Origin of the sequence: Bradyrhizobium cosmicum (genome assembly GCF_032290525.1) — a bacterium.
Classification (GTDB): domain Bacteria; phylum Pseudomonadota; class Alphaproteobacteria; order Rhizobiales; family Xanthobacteraceae; genus Bradyrhizobium; species Bradyrhizobium cosmicum_A.
Map to the genome: position 1 here is coordinate 51,586 of NZ_JASXTA010000028.1, position 19,703 is coordinate 71,288.

Consider the following 19,703-nt stretch of genomic DNA (forward strand, 5'->3'; position numbering starts at 1 on the left):
CCAATGCGAAATCAGTATCAATCTTCCACGGTCTCCGCGGAGGACAATTCACCGGCGATCTTGATCAGCGCCGACAGCAGCGGATTCTCGTCGTCGCGACGCCAGACCATGAACAGCTCGACCGGGACGCGCGTGCGCAGCTTCAACGGCCGCAGCCGCACGTCGGCAATCTTCAGGCTGGCCGCCGCGGCCGGCACGATGGCAAGGCCGAGGCCGGCGCGAACCATGGCGAGGATCGAGTGGATCTGGCTGAGATGCTGAACATAGCGCGGCAGCACGTCGGCGCGGGTGAACAGCGCCACCAGGAGGTCGTGGAAGTAGCGGCTCTCATAGGGCGAATACATCACGAAGGGTTGGTCGTCGAAATCCTTGATGGTGATGCTCTCCGCGTTCGCCAGCGGATGCTTTTTCGGGATCGCGGCGAGCAGGGGCTCGGCGACGACGCGGCGGCTGGCCACTTCGGGGCGCGCGATCGGCGGCCTGAGCAGGCCGGCATCGATCTGGCCGGAACTGAGCGCCTCGAACTGGTCGCCGGAGACCATCTCCTTCAGCGAGAAATCGACCTCGGGGAGTTTGGCGCGGCAGGCCGCGACCAGCTCCGGAAGGAAGCCATAGGCGGCCGCCGCCGTGAAGCCGATCTTCACCGAGCCGGTCTTGCCGAGCGCGATCCGGCGCGCGACCTGCGAGGCGCTCTCCGCCAGCTTCAGGATGCGCCGCGCCTCGGGCAGGAAGCTGCGCCCCGCAGGTGTCAGGCGCACGGAGCGGCTGGTGCGCTCCAGCAGCGGGGCATCGATGATGTGCTCGAGCACCTGGATCTGCCGGGACAGCGGCGGCTGGGTCATGTTCAGCCGCGCGGCCGCGCGGCCGAAATGCAGTTCTTCGGCCACCGTGACGAAGCAGCGGAGCTGGTTGAGGTCGAACATCGATACATGCCTTAGATGAATAAGGCGTTTCCCCGGGGCTTCTAGCATCGATCACTCCCAAAACAAAGACGGCGGCCTTTTGAGCCGCCGTTGAGTTGCCTGTCCCACTCCGATGTCCGGAGTGCTCAGGAGGAACGTTTGAGCACCACCCGCTCGATCTTGCCCACGATGACGAGATAAGCGAAAGCGGCGACCAGCGCATTGGCGCCGACGAACAGCAATGCGCCGTTGAAGGAGCCGGTCGCAGCCAGGATGTAGCCAATGACGATCGGCGTAGAAATCGAGGAGAGGTTGCCGAAGGTGTTGAACAGGCCGCCCGAGACGCCGCCGGCTTCCTTGGGCGAGGTGTCGGAGACCACGGCCCAGCCGAGCGCGCCGATGCCCTTGCCGAAGAAGGCGAGTGCCATGAAGCCGACCACCAGCGCCTGTCCCTCGACATAATTGCAGGCGATGATCGACATCGACAGCAGCATGCCGCCGACGATCGGGATCTTGCGCGCCATGGTCAGCGAGCCGGTCCTGCGCAGGATAGCATCCGAGATGATGCCGCCCAGCACGCCGCCGATGAAGCCGCACAGCGCCGGCAGCGTCGCCACGAATCCGGCCTGCAGGATCGACAGGCCGCGCTCCTTGACGAGATAGACCGGAAACCAGGTCAGGAAGAAATAGGTCAGCGTGTTGATGCAGTACTGGCCGAGATAGACGCCGAGCATCATGCGGTTGGAGAGCAGCTGGCGGATGTGGTCCCACCCCGAGCCGGACTCCGGCGCGCGCTCGTCCTTGGGCGCATCGAGATCGACCAGCGCGCCGCCTTCCTTGATGTAATCGAACTCGGCGTCGTTGATGCCGGGGTGCTCCTTCGGGCCGTAGATGGTCTTGATCCAGACGAGGCCCATGACGATGCCGAGCGCGCCCATCGCGAAGAACACGAAGCGCCAGCCGTAGGCGTGCGCGATCCAGCCCATCAGCGGGGCAAAGATCACGGTCGCGAAATACTGCCCCGAGTTGAAGAACGCCGACGCGGTGCCACGCTCGCTACTGGGAAACCAGGCCGCGACGATGCGGGCATTGGCGGGGAAGGAGGGGGCTTCGGCGATGCCGACCAGGAAGCGCAAGCCGAACAGCACGGCAATGGCGGTGCCGGCGCTGAAGAAGCCGACCCAGCCCTGCATCATCGTGAACAGCGACCAGACGATGATGCTGAAGGCATAGACGAGGCGCGAGCCGTAGCGGTCGAGCAGCCAGCCGCCGGGCACCTGCGCGATCACATAGGACCAGCCGAACGCCGAGAAGACCCAGCCCATGGCGACGGAATCGAGATGCAGCTCCTTGGAGAGCGCGGGGCCCGCGATCGACAGCGTGGCGCGGTCGGCATAATTCACGGTGGTGACCAGGAACAACATGGTCACGATGAACAGCCTGACGCGAGACCTCCTCACGTCCGTTGCGGACACCACTGCGCTCATCGGGCGCCTCCTTAGAACTCGAAATGTTTCCTCACCGCGAGTCCTAGAGGCGCGCGCGGCAGAGTGTCCAAGTTGAAGGGAGTATCGATCGATGCCGTTTTTGGATTGATGGAACGGCAGGTGGAGGGAACGATGCGTGGAGATTGCGAACGCGCTCGCCACGCTCTCCGCTGTCATTCCCTGCGAAGGCGGAGAATCCAGTACGCCGCGGCCTCTCGATTAAATCACGTCCGTCACGGAGTACTGGATCGCGCGCCACGCGCGGGCGATGACACGGTAGTGTGGAGGGCGCGAACTGCGCTCGCAATGACGGCGAGGAGAGAGTTGGTCTTCGCTCCTACTGCTGCGCGTTCGGCAACAGCTGCGGCAGGAATCCGCGCGTCACGTTTGGCGGCGCCGCATCGAGGCCGAGCACGGCGCTCGCGGCCGGCAGGGCTGCATCCGCCATCGCGGCATGGCCTTCGGCGCTCGGATGCACCGCGCCGCCATAGACGGCGGAGAGCACGCCCCAGGTCGCGTCGTGGATGTCGGTCGGCTGGCTCGCGGCCGGCAAGCCTTGCGGATAGGTCATCGCGGCAAAATAGCTGTCATTGGCGTCGCGGATCCAGCGCGCGCGGGGCAGATAGGCGCGGTACTCCGAGGCGCCGCGGCCGCACAGCATCGGCTGGCTCGCCGCGCTGACGATGTCGGGATTGAAGCTCTGGCCGTTCTCGGCAAAGCACGTGCGGTCGAATTCGGGATCGTTGCCCGAATGGGCGCAGAAGCCGTGATCGGCGAATGCGGCCTGATGCGAATCCACGAAGGTCATGCGGTCGGCTTCGGGATCGCGGCACAGCGCGCCACGAGTGCAAGTGGCGAGGCCCTTTAGTTGCGGCAAAAATTCCGTGTCGACGAAGGTCGAGATCCGGGCGAGGCGCTGCGGATCGGCGTTGAACGACGGATGGATGTCGAAGCCTGCGCGGCCGCCGCGGCAGGGCACGCCGCCATCCGCGAGCGCGGGATTGGCGTAGGAGACGTAGACCACATGGGAGAGGTCGCCGCCGACCAGCGGCTTCAGCGCTTCGCGCAGCTTGACGAAATTCTGCGGCAGCTCGCGCGCCAGCGCGTCGCGGGAATCGTCGACGCTCGCCATCACGCCGGAGCGGCGGAACAGCGCGCGCTCGGTCGCGGTATCGACGATGACGTCGGCGACCAGGCCGGAGAAGTAGACGTCATTGGCGCCAATCGAGAGCAGCACGAGGTCGAGCGTGCGGTCCGGCTGGCGCTTCTTTGCGGCGGTGAGCGCCTCGCGCAGCTCGGCGACCTGCGCGTTCACGCTGGTGTTGCAGACGCCGGTCTTGCCGGGCGGGCATTCGCGGGCGCGCTGCGAGCCGAGCAGCCCGTCGCCGATGCTGGCGCCGGTGCAGGCGAGCGGCAGGAAGGTCACCGCAACGTGGGTGTAGCGCACCGCGAGCGCCAGCGCGGTGCGGGCCTGATAGCTGTAGAGCGAGCGATGGCAGGGCGAATTGAACCAGAGCGCGCTGTAGCGCTGCCAGTTGGCGAGCGTATCCGGCGCCTCGCAGGCGCGGCCGCCTTTGAAGCCGTGGCGGCTCGGCCGATAGTACTGCGCGCCGGCGGTGCCGAGATAGGAGCGGAAGCAGAAGCCCTCGTCGGACAGCGCCAGCGGCCGGTCCGGATTGCCTTCGCCGGAGGCGATGCTGTCCCCGAGGCCCGCAACGAAGATGTCGCGGACCTGGATCTCGGCCTGGACGCGCTGGATCGGATTCGAGCCGGAGGAGACGTCGACGCTCGCGACCGTCTGCTTGCCGTAGCGAACGCGCAGATTGATCGGCTCGGCGCAGTCGAAGGTGGAGGTCTGCGGCCCGTCGCCATCGTCGAACGACCAGGCACAGGTGGCGCCGACCGGCACCGAGCCGGTCAGGCGCACGGTGACGGGGTGGTCGATCGGGGTGAGGTAGTTCTCATTGACATTGTCGCGGGTGCAGGGCTGGTTGACCCGGCCCTGAAGGTCGATGCAGAGCCGATTGACCATGTTGCGGGCCCAGCCGCGACCCTCGCTCTGAAGCTCCAGCGACTGCTCGGCGGCGAGGATGCTGCGGTTACGCGCGTTCTCGACATGGAGCAGGAAGTCGCGCTCCTCGCGGAACAGCCGGAAGCGGTTGCGTACCTCCCAGGAGATTTGCATGGCGCCGGCGTCCTGCGCGGCTGCGCGCTCGGACGGCAAAGCGCTCAGAATCCCGACGAGCAGCAGGGCGCCTGCGGAGAAGGTACGAAGGGATGGAGGGATCATGGCCTGCGTGTTCAACGGCAAAGTTGAGGCGGAAATAAGAGAGCATTGCTCCGCCTGCAACCTTTGTCTGACCGCCTTTACCGCTTGTTGGCCTGCCGCAATGACCGCTCGCGCTCCATCGCCGCCACCTGTTTGGGCAAATTGGCCTGCGCGCAGGCCTCGGCCAGCCGCCGCCGCTCCTGCCACGGCTCGACGACGTTCATCCAGAGCTCACGCGCGCCCATGATGGAGATGGCAAGGCCGAACGGGATCACGAAATAGAGGATGCGGAACACCAGCAGCGTCGCCAGCAGCTCCTCGCGGCCGAATTCGGGCAGCGCCACCAGCATGGCGGCATCGAACACGCCGAGTGAGCCCGGGGCGTGGCTGGCAAAGCCGAGCAGCGTCGCCAGGATGAAGACGACGGCGAGCGACAGGAAATCGATATGCGGACTGGCCGGCACCAGCAGGTACATCGCCAGTGCGCAGAAGCCGAGATCGACCACGCCGATCAGGATCTGCACCAGCGTCAGCGGCGCTGACGGCAGAACCACCTTCCAGCCTTTCTGGCCGAGTTCGCGGCGCTTCTCGCCCATGCAGAGCCAGACCAGATAGGCGCCGATCGCGGCGAGGCCGCCCAAGGCGATCAGCCTGTTGATCGCGTTTGGAAGCTGGTTCATCGCGGAGGCGGCATCCGGATGGATGACCATTCCGATCGAGAGCACGAAGATGTTACCGAGCCAGAAGGTCAGGCCCGACAGAAAACAGATCTTGGCGACGTCGATCGCGTTCAGCCCGTAATCCGAATAGATCCGGAAGCGGATCGCCCCCCCGGTGAAGACGGTGGCGCCGATGTTGTGGCCGATCGAATAGGACGTGAAGCTGGAGAGCGCCGCGATGCGATAGGGCACGTGCTTCTTGCCGATCGTTCGCAGTGCAAAAAAGTCGTAGAAGGTCAGCGTACAGAACGCGAAGAAGACGCAGATCGCCGCCAGCCCGATATTGCCGCGGGGAATCTCGGTCAGTGCGGTCAGGATGACACCGGTATCGATGCCCTTGAGGGTCCGCACCAGGGTGGTGATCGCGAAGGCGATGATGAAGACGCTCGCGGCTACGCCGAGCCGTCGCCAGCCAATCCATCTCTTGAAGCCGCGTTTCAACGCGGGCAGCAGTCCGTGCATTCATCCTCCCGGCGGGGGGCAAGAACCAACGAGCCAGACATTGGCCGGTCGGTGCGATCACTGCCCGAAATGGGCTTCGATCGCTAGGCATGATGTAGCTCATTTAAGGCAAAAACACCGACTTGTGCAGCCCTTGACAACGATAGCTTGTGCGTTCGACGGCCGTCTTTGTCATATGCGGTTCACATCGGGCGCGTTAAGCATATGAGTCGAGACCTCCGCCCGGCTCGCGCGCCGGTATGTGGTTTCAAGTCCGTCCGTCGCGGGCATTGTTCCAGCGCAAGCAACGTCACTTTTTTGGAACGTCGGTGCTGTGCGCCGGTTAGCGCCCCATCAGCAATCGAAGACGGCAGGAATATGCGGCTTTTCGTGTAAGCCGATGCCTTCCGTGTTCCCGAAACCGAAAGAGGAGCGGACCGATGGGACTGTTCACAAAAGACATCAAGACCATGAACGACCTGTTCGTGCATCAGCTTCAGGACATCTATTATGCCGAGCAGCAGCTCACCAAGGCGCTGCCGAAAATGGCAGCCAAGGCCACCGATCCGCAGCTGAAGCAGGGCTTTTTGACGCACCTCGAGGAGACCAAGCAGCACGTGGCGCGTCTGGAGGAAGTGTTCAAGATGCACGGCGCGCAGGTGAAGGCGGTCGACTGCCCGGCGATCGACGGCATCATCGAGGAAGCCGACGACACCGCAGGCGAAGTCGCCGACAAGGCGGTGCTGGACGCCGCCCTGATCAACGCGGCGCAGGCCGCGGAGCATTACGAGATCGTCCGCTACGGCAGCTTGATCGCCTGGGCCAAGCAGCTCGGTCGCAACGACTGTGCCAGCGTGCTCGCCAAGACGCTGGAGGAAGAGAAGGCGACCGACAAGAAGCTGACGGCGCTCGCCGAGAGCAAGGTGAATTTGCGCGCAGCGAGCTAGGGCCTGCCGCAACCACGAAAGCGCCGCGCGGCCATCCGCGCGGCGTTCGCATGACAGGCATCCATCATTCGGCCGCTGAACTTAGCCTGCTGGTGCTGCCGTTGACCGCAATCGCGTGCAATCTGAGCGGCCGCGCACATTCCCTGTTCACCATTCCTGGAACCGGCACATAGCCGGTTACCGACTGTCCACCTCTGCCGGTTCTAGTGCGCCTTGGAATAGGGGCCGGCAAATGCATCAAGTTCTCTACTGTCTCACGGACCAGCACGACTGGCGTCTGGTCGCACTCGGCGGCGCGGTGTGTCTGCTCGCCAGCGCGGCGGCAATCAGCCTGTTTCACCGCGCACGTGCGGCGAGCGGTGGGGCCCGTGTCGCGTGGATCGCGCTTGATGCCATTGTCGCCGGCTGCGGCATCTGGGCAACCCATTTCATCGCGATGCAGGCCTACGGGCCTGGCGCGGGTGGCGCCTACAACGTACCGGTGACGATCCTGTCGCTGATCTTCGCTATCGCGGTCACCTTCATTGGGCTGAGCATCTCGGTCTCGGCGAAGGGAGCAGGCACGGTGGCGCTCGGGGGCGCCGTCGTCGGTGGCGGTGTTGCCGCCATGCACTACACTGGCATGATGGCGCTCGAGGTTCCCGCCCACATCGGCTGGGCGACCGGGACTGTGACGGTCTCGATTATCCTCGGAATCGTCTTTGGATCGCTTGCCCTGGCCGTTGCGAGCCAGCGCGACAGCCTGACGAACGCGCTCACTGCGACGGTCCTGCTGACGGTTGCCATCGTCTCACATCATTTCACCGCCATGGGTGCGGTGGAGCTGACGCCGGATCCTGCGATCGTCATCAGCGGCCTGTCGATGCCGCCGGCCTCATTGTCCATCCTCACCGCCAGCGCCGCTGTTGCGATCATCGCGATCGCCCTCGCGGCCGCTCTGCTCGACCGCCGCGCCAAGGGCAAACTGGGACGCCAGCAGATCGTGCTGGACACCGCGCTCGAGAACATGTCGCAGGGCCTGTGCATGTTCGATGCGGACGGCAAGATCCTGCTGTTCAACGACCGCTATGCCGCAATGCTTCGCCGCACCGACATCCCGCTCGCCGGCCGCCTGCTCGTCGACGTGCTGAAGGAGGAGCAGGCCAAGGGCCGATGGCAGGGCGACGCGGATGAGTTCTTTGCCCGCCTCGTCGCCGACGCGCGGGAGGGCCGCACCACGACCGACATCGTCAACCGGTTCGGCCGCTCCGTCCGGGTCGTCAACCAGCCGATGCAGGGCGGTGGCTGGGTCGCCACGTTCGAAGACATCACCGAATGGCTGGAGGCGCAGGCCAAGATCTCGCACATGGCGCGCCATGACGCGCTGACCAGTCTGCCAAACCGCGTGCTGTTCCACGAGCAGCTCGAGCAGGGCCTGCGCCGCGCGAAGTCGAGCGACCAGCTCGCGGTTCTCTGTCTGGATCTCGACCACTTCAAGGACATCAACGACTCGCTCGGCCATCCGATCGGCGATGCGCTGCTGAAAGAGGTCGGTCGCAGGCTGACGGCCACCGTCGGCGAGAACGACACGGTAGCGCGGCTTGGCGGCGACGAGTTCGCAGTGGTCCAGATCGGACGCTCGGAGGAAGCCGCAGCGAGGGTTCTTGCCGGCCGTCTGGTCGAGGTGATCTCGGCTCCTTACGAGATCGACGACCACCAGATCGTCATCGGTGTCTCGATCGGCATTTCGTTGTCGCCGCAGGATGGCAGCAACCCGGACGAACTCCTGAAGAACGCCGACCTCGCGCTGTACCGCGCCAAGGCGGACGGCCGCGGCACATACCGCTTCTTCGAGACCGGCATGGATGCGCGCGCGCAGGCGCGGCGCTTGCTGGAAATGGACCTGCGAGCGGCGCTTCAGCGGAGCGAGTTTGAGGCCTTTTACCAGCCGATCCGCGATGTCGCCAGCGACCGGGTCGTCGCGTTCGAGGCGCTGCTGCGCTGGAACCATCCGCAGCGCGGCCTGATCGCTCCCATCGACTTCATTCCGCTCGCCGAAGAGACCGGCCTCATCGTTCAGCTCGGCGAGTTCGTGCTGCGCAGCGCCTGCGCCGATGCCGTCACATGGCCCGACGACGTCGACGTCGCGGTCAACCTGTCGCCGATCCAGTTCAAGGGTCCGAACCTGATCGCATCCGTGACCGAGGCGCTGGCCACCTCGGGGCTTGCGGCGTGCCGTCTCGAGCTCGAGATCACCGAATCGGTGCTGCTCCAGAACAGCGAAGCGACGCTGACCACCCTGCACGAGTTGCGCGCCATGGGCGTCCGGATCTCGCTCGACGATTTCGGCACCGGCTATTCATCGCTGAGCTACCTGCGCAGCTTCCCGTTCGACAAGATCAAGATCGACCGCTCCTTCGTGTCGGAGCTTGCGACGCGCGAGGATTCCATGGCCATCATCCGCGCCGTGACCGGTCTCGGCCGCAGCCTCGGCATCGTCACCACGGCGGAAGGCGTCGAGAACGATGCGCAGCTCGAGCTGCTGAGGCGCGAGGGCTGCACCCAGGCGCAGGGCTATCTGTTCAGCAAGCCGCGGCCGGCTTCCGATGTGGCGATCATGCTGGAACGGCCGCGGCTGCGCGTGTCGGCGTAAGGGATTAGCCGCGGCGCAACGCGAAATGTGCGCCGCAGAACGCCATCACGGCGCCGAGGCACAGTGCGGCAAGCCCGGCGAGCACGCCCGAGACGGTCGGGACCGGGCTCGGCGCCGAGGCCACCTGGCCCGCACCCGCAAGCAAGAGCACGCCAACCGCGATCAGAAATTGCCGCATTCGCTGCGGGATCTGGCCGGAGACGGCGCTCTGCATCAAGCTCGCCGTGAAGTAGCCGCCGGAGAAGCCGACGGTCGCGATCAGCCACCAGGCGATCGCTGCGCCCGCAGGGATGAATTCATGCGTGTCGGAGTGCCAGAGCCCGCCGAGGTCGAGCCCGTAACGCGCGCCCAGCATGTGCACCGCGAGCGCGAGCAGCACGCCGGAGATCACGGCGGCGCCGAGAATCAGGCGGCGCGGAAAAAACATCGTCTCAGCCATGCCCTGCTTGTAGGATGGGCGGAGGCAATCGCGCAAGCGGATCGCGGACGGGTTTGATTGTGAAGACGCAGGTTTCGGGAGCTGAAGGCGCGAGCTATGCCTACAAGGCGTCGCTGATCGGCTCGGCGCATCGTTTCGAGCTGACGGACGAGGGGCTGTCCTGGCACGTCGGCGGCCGCTCGGGCGTGTGGCGCTATGACGAGATCGGTGCAATCCGATTGTCGTTCCGCCCGGTGTCGATGCAACAGCACCGCTTTCGCGCCGATGTCAGCCACAGCAGCGGCGGCCGCATCAAGATCCTGTCGACGAGCTGGCAGACCGCGGCGCTGATGGCGCCGCAGGACAATGGCTTTCGCAGCTTCATCGTCGCATTGCATGCGCGGATGGCACAGGCGGGCAGCCGCGCGACGCTCACAGCCGGTCTCGGCCGCAAGACCTATGCGGCAGTGCTGGCTTTCCTGGCGGTGCTGACGATCGCGATGGCGGGGCTATTGATCCGCGCGCTTCTGATCGGCGAGTTTGCCGGCGCGCTCTTCATCATCGGCTTTGCCGCGCTGTTCACCTGGCAGGTCGGCGGCTTCGTGCGGCGCAACCAGCCGCAGAGCTATCGTTTCGACCGCGTGCCGAAGGCCTTGCTGCCCTAGCTGCAACTGGCCGCAATCAAATGTGACTTCGCACCCCCGCGCTGCTGTCGCATCTTGCGGCCATGTCAGTCATGGATCGCAGCACACGTCTGCCGACGGCAGATGAGATCACCAGGATCAACCGCACGCATCTGATCGATACGCCACTCCGGCCGGCCGACCTGTTATTCCTGTTTGGCACCCGCGAGGACGTTGGCTTGCGCGCCGACACCGCCGCGAGGCTGTGGCGCGAGGGCTTGTTTCGCTGGTCGATTGTCAGCGGCGGTGTGACGCCGGGATCGGAGCAATCCGAGTGCACCATCATCAAGGCAGCGATGGTCAAAGCGGGCATTCCGGCGGACAGAATCCTCGGCGAGGATCGCGCGATGAATACAGGCGAGAACGTGATCTTCTCGCTGCCGATCATCGATGCGGCGCTCGGACTGCAGAATATCCGCAGCGTGATCTGCCTCGGTAATACCTGGACCGCGCGACGCTACCCGATGACGCTGCACCGGCACTGGCCCGAGGTTGAGAAGATGCTCCTCACCGTCGACAGCTTTGCGACGCCGCGCGCGCTCTGGCACACCGACGTCGAGTTTCGCCGTCGCATGCTGCGCGAGTGGGACAAGATCGAGCCGTACAAGGCGAAGGGCTTCATCGCGGAATGGCCGGAACGCTGAGTAGCGCGCTATTCCGTCGAGTCGAAATCCTCTTCCTTGGTGCCGAGCAGCGAGACGATCGTGCGCAGGCCGGAATCGAGCTGCTCGGGCGATGGTGGTGCGAGCGCGAGCCGCACCGCATTCGGTGCATGTCCATGCGCGATGGCGAACGTCGAGGACGGCGTCAGCGCGATGCCGCGCCGGGCGGCTGCGGCGACGAAGGTCTGCGAACGCCAGTGCGGCGGCAGCGTCAGCCAGAGATGATAGGCGCGCGGGTCGGCGGCCAGCTGGTAGCCGTTGAGCAGCCTTGCCGCGGTCTGCTGCCGGCGCGCGGCGTCGATGCGTTTCAGCCGCGTCAGCTCGGCGACGGTGCCGTCGGCCATCAGCCGCTGTCCGGATGCGAGCGCGTGGCCCGAGGCGATCCAGCCGCCGGTGCGGACCGCACTCATCACGCTCTCGCGCAGATGCGGCGGCGTGACGAGAATGCCGAGTGCGAGGCCCGGCGCGACCTTCTTGGACAGGCTGTCGATCACGATGCAGCGGTCCGGCCCGAGCGCCGCCAGCGGCGTGTCGTCGGCGAGGAAACCGTAGACGGCGTCCTCGATGATGGTGAGGTCGAGCTTCTCGGCGACGCGCAAGATGTCCGCGCGCCGCGTCGCATTCATCGTGACGCCGAGCGGATTCTGGATGATGGGCTGGAGGTACAGCGCCGACAGATGCGCCTCGCGATGCGCCTTCTGGATCGCGTCGGGGCGCGCGCCGTGCTCGTCGATCGCAATCGGGACGAGGGTCACGCCGAGCCGCGCGGCGATGCTCTTGACGTAAGGGTAAGTCAGCGCCTCGACACCGCAGCGGCCGCCGGTGGGAACGAGCGCGGCGAGCGCGGCTGCGAGCGATTGCTTGCCGTTGGCGGTAAACACAATCTGCTCGGCCTGCGGCGTAAAGTCCTTGCGGGCGAGATAGGCGGCGGCAGCATTGCGCGCGCTCTTGGTGCCGGTGCTGGTCGAGACGCGCAGCGCGGATTCGAGCGCGTCGACGCGCTCCAGCCCCGCGAGGCTCTTGGCGATCATGGCCCATTGCTGCGGCAGCAGCGGGTAATTGACCTCGAAGTCGATCCGCGCATCGCGCGGCTCGCTCAGTGCCTCGACCTCGCGCCTGACGTCGCCGGAGATGAACGTGCCGCGGCCGACCTCGCCGACGACGAGACCGCGGCGGAGCAACTCGGTATAGACCCGGCTCGCGGTCGAGACGGCGATGCCGCGGTCATAGGCAAAATTGCGCTGCGGCGGCAGCCGGTCGCCGGGCCTTAACGTGCCGTTAGAGATATCCGAGGCAATGGCATCGGCAAGCTTCACGTACTCGAACTTGGACATTATTGCACCGAGAGCAATGTTTTACTTGCTCCGAGCAGTGTACTGGAGCATTTAAGTTCCATCAAGGTCCGCGATTGAGCCGAGGAGAGCGAGAGCAATCCGATGGCAAATGAGGTGCAAGCGCTCCCAGCGTCTGCGCCAACGGCATCCGCTTCGCCGCGTGGACTGAAGGCCGGAGAAGAAAAATGACCACGATCTCGCAAACTGCCGGGCGGAGTTTACGCCCAGCTTCCTCGGGTGGATCTTTTTTTGGCAGGCTCGCCAACGCCGCCCATGCGCTGTTCGATCGCCTGGAGCGCCGCTCCGCCGTCAAGACGCTGAACGAGCTCGACGACCGCGCCCTGCGCGACATCGGGATCAACCGCAGCCAGATCGAGGACGCGGTGTACGGGCAGTTCAGGGCCGAACTGACGCGGTATCTGTGAATTCATTTGGCCGCGATTGTTCCTCGCGTGTCCCGGGCGCGCTGCAGCGTTCTTACGCTGCTGCGCAGAGCCGGGACCCAGCAGGCCACGGCAATCGCTGCTGCATGGGCCCCGGCTCTGCAGCGCATCACTACGTGCTGCGCAGCGTCCGGGGCACGAGAGTGTTGTTGAACGACTGACATGGGCTCGCATCCCCGCGGCTTGTTTCGCCCGAGCTTTGCTTGGTTGCTCACCCTCCGATGAAAGAGGGCGCAGGGAAGACCGGGTGCCGGCTGGCACCCGCGGTCCACTGTGCGACGTTGCAGTCAAAAAATTTGCACAGCGGCATACAGGTGAAGCCATAACAACCGGCCTTCCCTGCGCAGTGGTTTTACGGCTTATGTCGTGATCTCCCCGGGGAGCGATGCACTATTGCCCCCGTCGCCTTGCAGATAACTGATGCGCCCGCCCAGTTGGGCAGTACACATCACCACAAGACTTGACGCACAGACCCCGGGCGTCAGGACCACACGATTTTGCCGTACGCAAGCCACACCGGTCGTGTGCGCGACGTCCTCGCTCACGGTTGCCCGCCCTGCGAAACCCTTCGCGCCGATGTGGCCTGCGTCCACCGCCGTCCGGCCCGCGTTCGTGACGATCGCGATACGCCCCTCTTCCTTGGGCCGGAGTGAGGCGACATCTACGCCGTTTCCGAATTTCGGTAAAGCGGAATATTTTTGGTGGTGCGGATTGACCGGCAGCTTGAGTGTTTTGCCTGACAGGCAACGCTAGGGCTTGTGGTCCGGATGGAGCGCAAGCGTAATCCGGGCCGCGAGGCTCTCGTGTCCCGGACGCGTTGCAACGCTCATAAGCGCGTTGACGCGCGTCTTCGACACGCTATGGCGTTGCTGCGCAGAGCCGGGACCCAGCAGGCCGTAGCACTCGCTGATGCATGGGCCCCGGCTCTGCAGCGCACCGCTGAAGAAGCACTGCGCCGCGTCCGGGGCACGAGAGCGTTGTTCATTGCGCTCCATCCGGGCTACGAAGAGAGTCCGGAACTGCTCTCAGTGCCTGACCACCAGCACCGAGCACTTGGCGTAGCGCACGACGTGCCCGGCGTTGGAGCCGAGAAAATAGGTGCGCATCGCCGGCCGATGCGAGGTCATCACGATCAGATCGGCCTTCATGTGCACGGCTTCCTCCAGGATCTCGTGGTAGATGCCGCCCTGGCGAACCACGCTGGAGATGCGCGAGGCCTCGATCCCGGATTCCCGCGCGACGATGGCGAGGGCTTCCTCCGAGGTCTGGCGCTGCTGCTCGTCGAAATCGGCCGGCACATATTCGGCCAGCATCACCGGTGTCATCGGCAGCACGTTGAGCAGGCGCACGGTGCCGCTCCAGGTCTGCGACAGCGTCGCCGCGGTTGCGATCGCCGGCTTGGCGAGGTCGGTGTCGGAGAGGTCGATGGGCACGAGAATGGACTTGAACATCTGCGCCTCCAAATCTTCCAGTCAGGAAGTCTTGTGACCAGGCTGGATCAACCGGTCGAGACGGCCCGCGTCTCAATCCGATCGAAGCAGCTTGGGGCTGACGAACAGCACCAGTTTGCCGCGGCGGTAGGCCACGTCACCCCAATCCTTGACATCAAAGTCGAAGATCGCAAGCCCCGCGGTGGGCAGGTTGTCGGCGAGCGCCTTGGCGCCGGCCGGATCGCCACCACCCATCAGCATCAGCGCGGCCTCGTGCATGCCGGGATTGTGGGCAACCAGCAGCAATTGCTTCGGGGCGGCCGGGGCGGTTGCGGTGCGAATGGAGTCCAGGATCTGCGCCGGATCGGCGCCGTAGAGTTCGGGCAGGACCTCGACCTGCGGCGCAGGGACGCGGTCCTTCATCATCTCCCAGGCGATGTCCCAGGTCTGCCGGGCGCGGACGGCATGCGAGACCAGCACGGTGTCGGGGAAGGGGGGATGGGCGGCGATCCAGTCGCCCATCCGTGCGGCGTCCTTGTGGCCGCGGTCGTCGAGCCGGCGATCCTGGTCACGGCCGCTCGGCGCGTCAGTCTCGGTCTTGGCGTGACGCAGCAGCATCAAACGGCGCATGGCATTCTCGAATCATTCCTGTCCAGGATAATCTACAGGCGCCGGTTGAGGGCAAGGTGACAAGCGCCTGCACAGTCCTCTAAGAAGAAAACGACATGAGCGAGACTTTCACAAGCGTATCCCAGGACGAAGCCGGCTTTCGTGAACGGGCGCGACTGTCGTTTGATCTCGACGCCGACATCTGCGTGATCGGGGCAGGCCTTGCCGGGCTCTCGATCGCGCTCGAGGCGGCCCGGCTCGGGGCCAGCGTCGCGGTGCTCGAGGGCCGCCATATCGGCTGGAACGCCTCCGGCAACCAGCTCGGCGCCGTGATGCCGGGCTTTGCGTTGCCGCTCGCCGACCTGATCGAGCGCATCGGCTTCGAGGACGCGCGCGAATTGTGGTCGCTGTCGAAGGAGGGCGCCGAGTTCGTCCGGGCCAACGCCACGCAGGCGAACATGCCGGGGATCGGCCCGAGCAGCGGCGTGCTGGAGGTCTCCAACGTCGATGCCGGCGACCGGTTGATCAGCCGCCTGCAGATGCTGAACGAGGATTTCGACACCGAGGTCGAGGGCTGGCAGATCGACCGCGTCCGCGAGGCTCTCAAGACCGATCATTATTTCCACGGCGTGTACTATCCCCGGGCGTTCCAGGTCGACGGCCGCAAATATGTGCACGGCCTTGCGGCGCTGGCGCGGCGGGCAGGTGCCCGCATCTTCGAGGATACGCCGGTGGTCAGCATCGACCATTCCGGCATCCGCAAGCGCATCGTCACGCCCTCGGCGCGGCTGCGCGCCACCCACATCGTGCTCGCCGGCAACATCCATCTCGGCGCGCCCCTGAAGCGCCTGTCGGAGACGCTGCTGCCGGTCTGGCGCTATGCGGGGATCACCGCGCCGCTCGGCGAGCGCGTGCACGAGATCATTGGCTTCAAGGGCTCGGTGTTGGATTCCGACGGCGTCGACCATTTTCGTGTCGTCGATGGCGACCGGCTGATGTGGGAAAGCCCGGAGACCACCTGGGCCGCGCGTCCGCAGCGCTTTGCCGGCAGCATCAGGCGGCGGATCCGGTCGATCTTCCCTGAGCTCGGCAATGTCGAGATCACCGATACGTTCGGCGGCGCCACCGGCCAGACCGTGCACGGCATGCCGCAAATCGGCCAGTTGCGCAAAGGCCTGTGGGTGGCAAGCGGGTTCGGCCGCCAGGGAATGAATACCTCGGCCATGGCCGGACAGTTGATCGCGCGCGGCATCCTGTGGGGCGACGAGCGCTGGAAGCTGTTCTTGCCGTTCGAGCTGGTCTGGGCGGGCGGCGCCACCGGACGCGTCGCCGGCCAAATGGTCGGAATCTGGGGCAGGGCAAGCTCCGCCGCCGCAGGCTCGCTCGCCCGCTACCGCGAGCGGGCCCGGGTCAAGGACAGGGAACGCGAGGCGCGGCTGGCCGAAGCCAACCGGGCCGCCGGCACCGGTCCGCGCCGGCCGCCGCCCGGTGTTCGGCCGCGGCCGGCCCCGCCGCCCAAAGCAGTGGAACCCGTTACGCAAGATGACGGCATCTCGCGATAACGTGAGAAAAACTCCGGCCGAAAGTGTAACGTCGGCTGCAAGAGCCCGTATCTCAGAGCGTGGACTTTCCGCGCACGGAGAATGAGATGTTTGACCGCCGCATCCTGTTGACCACTGTCGCCGGCCTGTTCGGCCTTTCGGCGTTCCGCTGGCTGAGAGCGACACCTGCCGAGGCCGGCGAGAAGGCAGCGAAGAAATTCGAGATCGAGAAGACGGACGCCGAGTGGCGCGCCCAGCTCACGCCGCAGCAATACGAAATCCTGCGCAAGGAGGGCACCGAGCGGCCGGGCTCCAGCCCGCTGCTCAAGGAGCACCGCAAGGGCATCTTCGCCTGCGCCGGCTGCGACCTGCCGCTGTTTGCCTCCGAGACCAAGTTCGAGAGCGGCACGGGCTGGCCGAGCTTCTACCAGCCGATCGAGGGCAATGTCGGCAAGACCGAGGACCGCACCTACGGCATGCTCCGCACCGAGGTGCATTGCCGGCGCTGCGGCGGCCATCTCGGCCACGTCTTCGACGACGGCCCGAAGCCGACCGGACTGCGCTACTGCATCGACGGTTTCGGGCTGGTGTTCCACCCCGCGTCGGCGTCGGCGACGTAAGGCTTCGCTGGAGTCATTCCGGAGCGCTGCGTGAGCATCGAATCCGGAATCTCAAGATTCTCAGGTGCGCAATTGCGCACCAGAGTTCGGTCCTGCGGACCGCCCCGGAATGACCCGATGTCCCGGCAATTGTTGCCGGCCCGGCAATTGTGCCCCGGTCAGCCGACCGGGGCCTGTTTGTTTAAATCGTTGATTTTACGAAGAAACCCGCATTGGCATAGCCCTTGCGACAGTCTCTCCCGACTGCGGCCATGGTCGACCGGCCGCCGAGATCGGATCTGGAGACAAAGTTATGGGTATCTTCGATGCAATGAACACCTCGGTGGGTGGCCTGCAAGCGCAGTCCTACGCGCTTCAGAACATCTCCGGCAACATCGCGAACTCATCCACCACCGGTTACAAGGGCATCGGCACCAGCTTCGTCGACCTCATTCCCGACTCCTCCACACCGAGCAAGCAGGTCGCGGGCGGCGTGACGGCCAATGCGAAGGCGACCATCACCACGCAGGGCACGATCTCGTCCTCAAGCGTCGCCACCAACATGGCGATCACGGGCGACGGCTTCTTCTCGATCCAGAAGGCGACCGGCACCGTCGACAACGTGCCGGTGTTCAGCGGCGTCACCTACTACACCCGCCGCGGCGACTTCCAGCTCAATGCCAACGGCAATCTGGTCAACGGCGCCGGCTACTATTTGATGGGCGTCGCGGTCGACTCCAAGACCGGCAACCCGACCGGCAGCGTGTCGACCGTGCTGCAATTCCAGAACAATTTCATCCCGGCGCAGGCGACGACCTCGATCCAGTACGCGGCGAACCTGCCGACCCAGCCGAACACCTCGGCCAGCACGACGGCGGCGAGCGGCACGCTGCTGGCGGAAGGTGGTCTCAACCCATCCGATTTCGCGGCCAACCCGCTGCCGGTGGGCACGCCGCCCGCGCCCTACACCAACGCGACGGCGTCCGGTGCGGCCGCCACAGGCAACATCCGCTCCGCCTATTCGTCGACGACGGGCACGGGCACGGTTGCGCTCCAGAACAACTCGTCCGCGGTGGCTTCGACCTCCACGTCGCTCGACAACACCGTGGGCACGCATCTCGCCTCCAGCATCCTCACCGCACTGAGCGGCCAGACCCTGACGATCAACGGCAACACGATTACCTTCGATGCCGGCACCACCGTCTCGACCGTCGGCAGCAACACCACGATCGGTCTCGGCGCAGGCACGACGGCCACCGTGGCCAGCATCCTGAACGCGATCCAGACTGCCGGCGGTGCCGGCGTCACGGCCTCGCTCTCCGCCAGCGGCAACATCCAGATCTCCAGCGGCACCGGCACCGACGTGGCGGTCGGCAGCGGCACGGCATCCACGGCCCTCGGCATCACTAGCGTGACGCGCGGCGGCAACGTGCTGTCCTCGCCGGCGATCTCCGGCGCCACGGTGCTGAGCGGCTCCGCGACGGCCGGCGGCGCCCAGGTGCTCTCGTCGGGCTTCGCCGCCGGTGACACCATCACCGTCGACGGTCAGACGCTGACCTTCATGGCCTCGGGCGCCTCGGGTCCGAACCAGATCAACATCGGTGACAACATCACGACCCTGCTCGGCAAGATCGATGCGCTCGCCGGCGCTTCGGGCTCGGCCGTCAGCAGCGGCGGCGTGATCACGCTAAACACCGGCACGGCGGCCAATTTGTCGGTCTCCAGCTCCAACAGCGCCGCCTTCGCCGCGCTCGGTTTCACCTCGACCATCACCAAGAACCGCAATGGCGGCGGCACCGCCGGCACCGGTGGCGTGATCGGCAACGACGTCTCGACCTTCACCAAGGAATCGATCAGCGGTGGCGCGGTCACCGCCTACAACGCCGCCGGCACGCCGGTGAACCTGCAATTGCGCTGGGCCAAGACGGACAGTGCCTCGCTGGGCGCGGGTCATGCCGATACCTGGAATCTGTTCTACCAGACCGATCCGAACGCGACCGGCACCGAAGTGGCCTGGGTCAACACCGGACAGGCTTTCACCTTTGCCAGCGACGGTTCGCTGACATCGCCGAGCGGCTCGGGCATCACCATCAACAACGTCGCCGTCAGCGGTCAGCAGCTCGGCTCGGTCGCCTTCAACATCTCCTCGGGCGGGCTGACGCAATACGCGAGCACCAGCGGCGCGGTGACCATCAACACCATCACGCAGAACGGCTACGCCGCCGGTCAGCTCCGTTCGGTCTCCGTCAACAACAGCGGCCTCGTGGTCGGCACGTTCTCCAACGGCCAGAACCTCAACCTCGCCCAGGTGACGCTGTCGCACTTCAACGGCACCAACTACCTGAAGGCGATGGACGGCGGCGCCTATGCCGCGACCGAACAGTCGGGCGACGCGATCGACGGCGCGTCCGGCAGCATCAGCGGCTCGTCCCTGGAAGGCTCGAACACCGACATCGCCGATGAATTCACCAAGCTGATCGTGACCCAGCAGGCCTATTCGGCCAACACCAAGGTGATCACGACGGCGAATTCGATGGTGCAGGACCTTCTGAACGTATTGCGCTGATCGGCGCGTGACGTAACCAAA

16 protein-coding genes are annotated in these 19,703 nt (G+C 65.5%); 8 read left to right on the forward strand and 8 right to left on the reverse strand.

Features of this window, described 5'->3' with window-relative positions; genetic code table 11:
* Window positions 1-17: 17 nt before the first annotated feature.
* From QSV46_RS34265 to QSV46_RS34280, 4 genes are all read right to left on the reverse strand, one after another.
* Window positions 18-923, reverse strand: coding sequence for a LysR substrate-binding domain-containing protein (locus QSV46_RS34265; RefSeq protein WP_314962075.1), 906 nt, complete (start codon window positions 921-923; stop codon window positions 18-20).
* Between the two features lie 125 nt (window positions 924-1,048).
* Window positions 1,049-2,389 carry an MFS transporter gene (locus QSV46_RS34270; RefSeq protein ID WP_314962077.1) on the reverse strand — a complete coding sequence of 447 codons (1,341 nt, stop codon included), beginning with the start codon at window positions 2,387-2,389 and terminating at the stop codon, window positions 1,049-1,051.
* Between the two features lie 337 nt (window positions 2,390-2,726).
* Window positions 2,727-4,679, reverse strand: coding sequence for a hypothetical protein (locus tag QSV46_RS34275; protein ID WP_314962079.1), 1,953 nt, complete (start codon window positions 4,677-4,679; stop codon window positions 2,727-2,729).
* A 77-nt stretch (window positions 4,680-4,756) separates the two neighbouring features.
* Window positions 4,757-5,839: a YbhN family protein gene (locus QSV46_RS34280; RefSeq protein WP_314962080.1), complete on the reverse strand. Its 1,083-nt coding sequence runs from the start codon at window positions 5,837-5,839 to the stop codon at window positions 4,757-4,759.
* Window positions 5,840-6,258: 419 nt separating this feature from the next.
* On the opposite strand from QSV46_RS34280, the gene QSV46_RS34285 reads away from it, so the two are divergent.
* On the forward strand, window positions 6,259-6,765 hold the full coding sequence (locus QSV46_RS34285; RefSeq protein ID WP_314962082.1) for a ferritin-like domain-containing protein: 507 nt from the start codon (window positions 6,259-6,261) through the stop codon (window positions 6,763-6,765).
* A gap of 232 nt (window positions 6,766-6,997) precedes the next feature.
* Complete coding sequence (locus tag QSV46_RS34290; RefSeq protein ID WP_314962085.1) at window positions 6,998-9,397, forward strand: EAL domain-containing protein; 2,400 nt, start codon at window positions 6,998-7,000, stop codon at window positions 9,395-9,397.
* Window positions 9,398-9,401: 4 nt separating this feature from the next.
* Here the strand turns inward: QSV46_RS34290 and QSV46_RS34295 are convergent, their stop codons facing one another.
* Window positions 9,402-9,836, reverse strand: coding sequence for a hypothetical protein (locus QSV46_RS34295; protein ID WP_314962087.1), 435 nt, complete (start codon window positions 9,834-9,836; stop codon window positions 9,402-9,404).
* 14 nt (window positions 9,837-9,850) lie between these two features.
* Here QSV46_RS34295 and QSV46_RS34300 point away from each other — a divergent pair, with 14 nt between their 5' ends.
* Window positions 9,851-10,480 (forward strand): hypothetical protein, encoded by a 630-nt coding sequence (locus QSV46_RS34300; protein ID WP_314962089.1) that lies wholly within the window; start codon window positions 9,851-9,853, stop codon window positions 10,478-10,480.
* 62 nt (window positions 10,481-10,542) lie between these two features.
* Window positions 10,543-11,142: a YdcF family protein gene (locus QSV46_RS34305; protein ID WP_314962092.1), complete on the forward strand. Its 600-nt coding sequence runs from the start codon at window positions 10,543-10,545 to the stop codon at window positions 11,140-11,142.
* An 8-nt stretch (window positions 11,143-11,150) separates the two neighbouring features.
* On the opposite strand, the gene QSV46_RS34310 is transcribed toward QSV46_RS34305, so the two are convergent.
* The gene (locus tag QSV46_RS34310; protein WP_314962095.1) at window positions 11,151-12,494 is read right to left on the reverse strand and encodes a PLP-dependent aminotransferase family protein; all 1,344 of its coding nucleotides are present in this window, start codon (window positions 12,492-12,494) and stop codon (window positions 11,151-11,153) included.
* Between the two features lie 185 nt (window positions 12,495-12,679).
* Here QSV46_RS34310 and QSV46_RS34315 point away from each other — a divergent pair, with 185 nt between their 5' ends.
* Window positions 12,680-12,919, forward strand: a complete 240-nt coding sequence (locus QSV46_RS34315) for a DUF1127 domain-containing protein (RefSeq protein WP_314962098.1) — start codon at window positions 12,680-12,682, stop codon at window positions 12,917-12,919.
* 1,043 nt (window positions 12,920-13,962) lie between these two features.
* On the opposite strand, the gene QSV46_RS34320 is transcribed toward QSV46_RS34315, so the two are convergent.
* Window positions 13,963-14,388 carry a universal stress protein gene (locus QSV46_RS34320; RefSeq protein ID WP_314962100.1) on the reverse strand — a complete coding sequence of 142 codons (426 nt, stop codon included), beginning with the start codon at window positions 14,386-14,388 and terminating at the stop codon, window positions 13,963-13,965.
* A 72-nt stretch (window positions 14,389-14,460) separates the two neighbouring features.
* Window positions 14,461-14,997 (reverse strand): SixA phosphatase family protein, encoded by a 537-nt coding sequence (locus QSV46_RS34325; protein ID WP_314962103.1) that lies wholly within the window; start codon window positions 14,995-14,997, stop codon window positions 14,461-14,463.
* 95 nt (window positions 14,998-15,092) lie between these two features.
* Here QSV46_RS34325 and QSV46_RS34330 point away from each other — a divergent pair, with 95 nt between their 5' ends.
* The 3 genes from QSV46_RS34330 (at window position 15,093) to QSV46_RS34340 (ending at window position 19,682) form a co-directional block, all read left to right on the forward strand.
* Window positions 15,093-16,538 (forward strand): FAD-binding oxidoreductase, encoded by a 1,446-nt coding sequence (locus tag QSV46_RS34330; RefSeq protein WP_314962105.1) that lies wholly within the window; start codon window positions 15,093-15,095, stop codon window positions 16,536-16,538.
* Window positions 16,539-16,624: 86 nt separating this feature from the next.
* A complete protein-coding gene (msrB, locus tag QSV46_RS34335) occupies window positions 16,625-17,137 on the forward strand; it encodes a peptide-methionine (R)-S-oxide reductase MsrB (RefSeq protein ID WP_314962109.1) in 513 nt (170 codons plus the stop codon).
* Window positions 17,138-17,429: 292 nt separating this feature from the next.
* Window positions 17,430-19,682 (forward strand): flagellar hook-basal body complex protein, encoded by a 2,253-nt coding sequence (locus QSV46_RS34340; protein ID WP_314962112.1) that lies wholly within the window; start codon window positions 17,430-17,432, stop codon window positions 19,680-19,682.
* The last annotated feature ends 21 nt before the right edge of the window (window positions 19,683-19,703 follow it).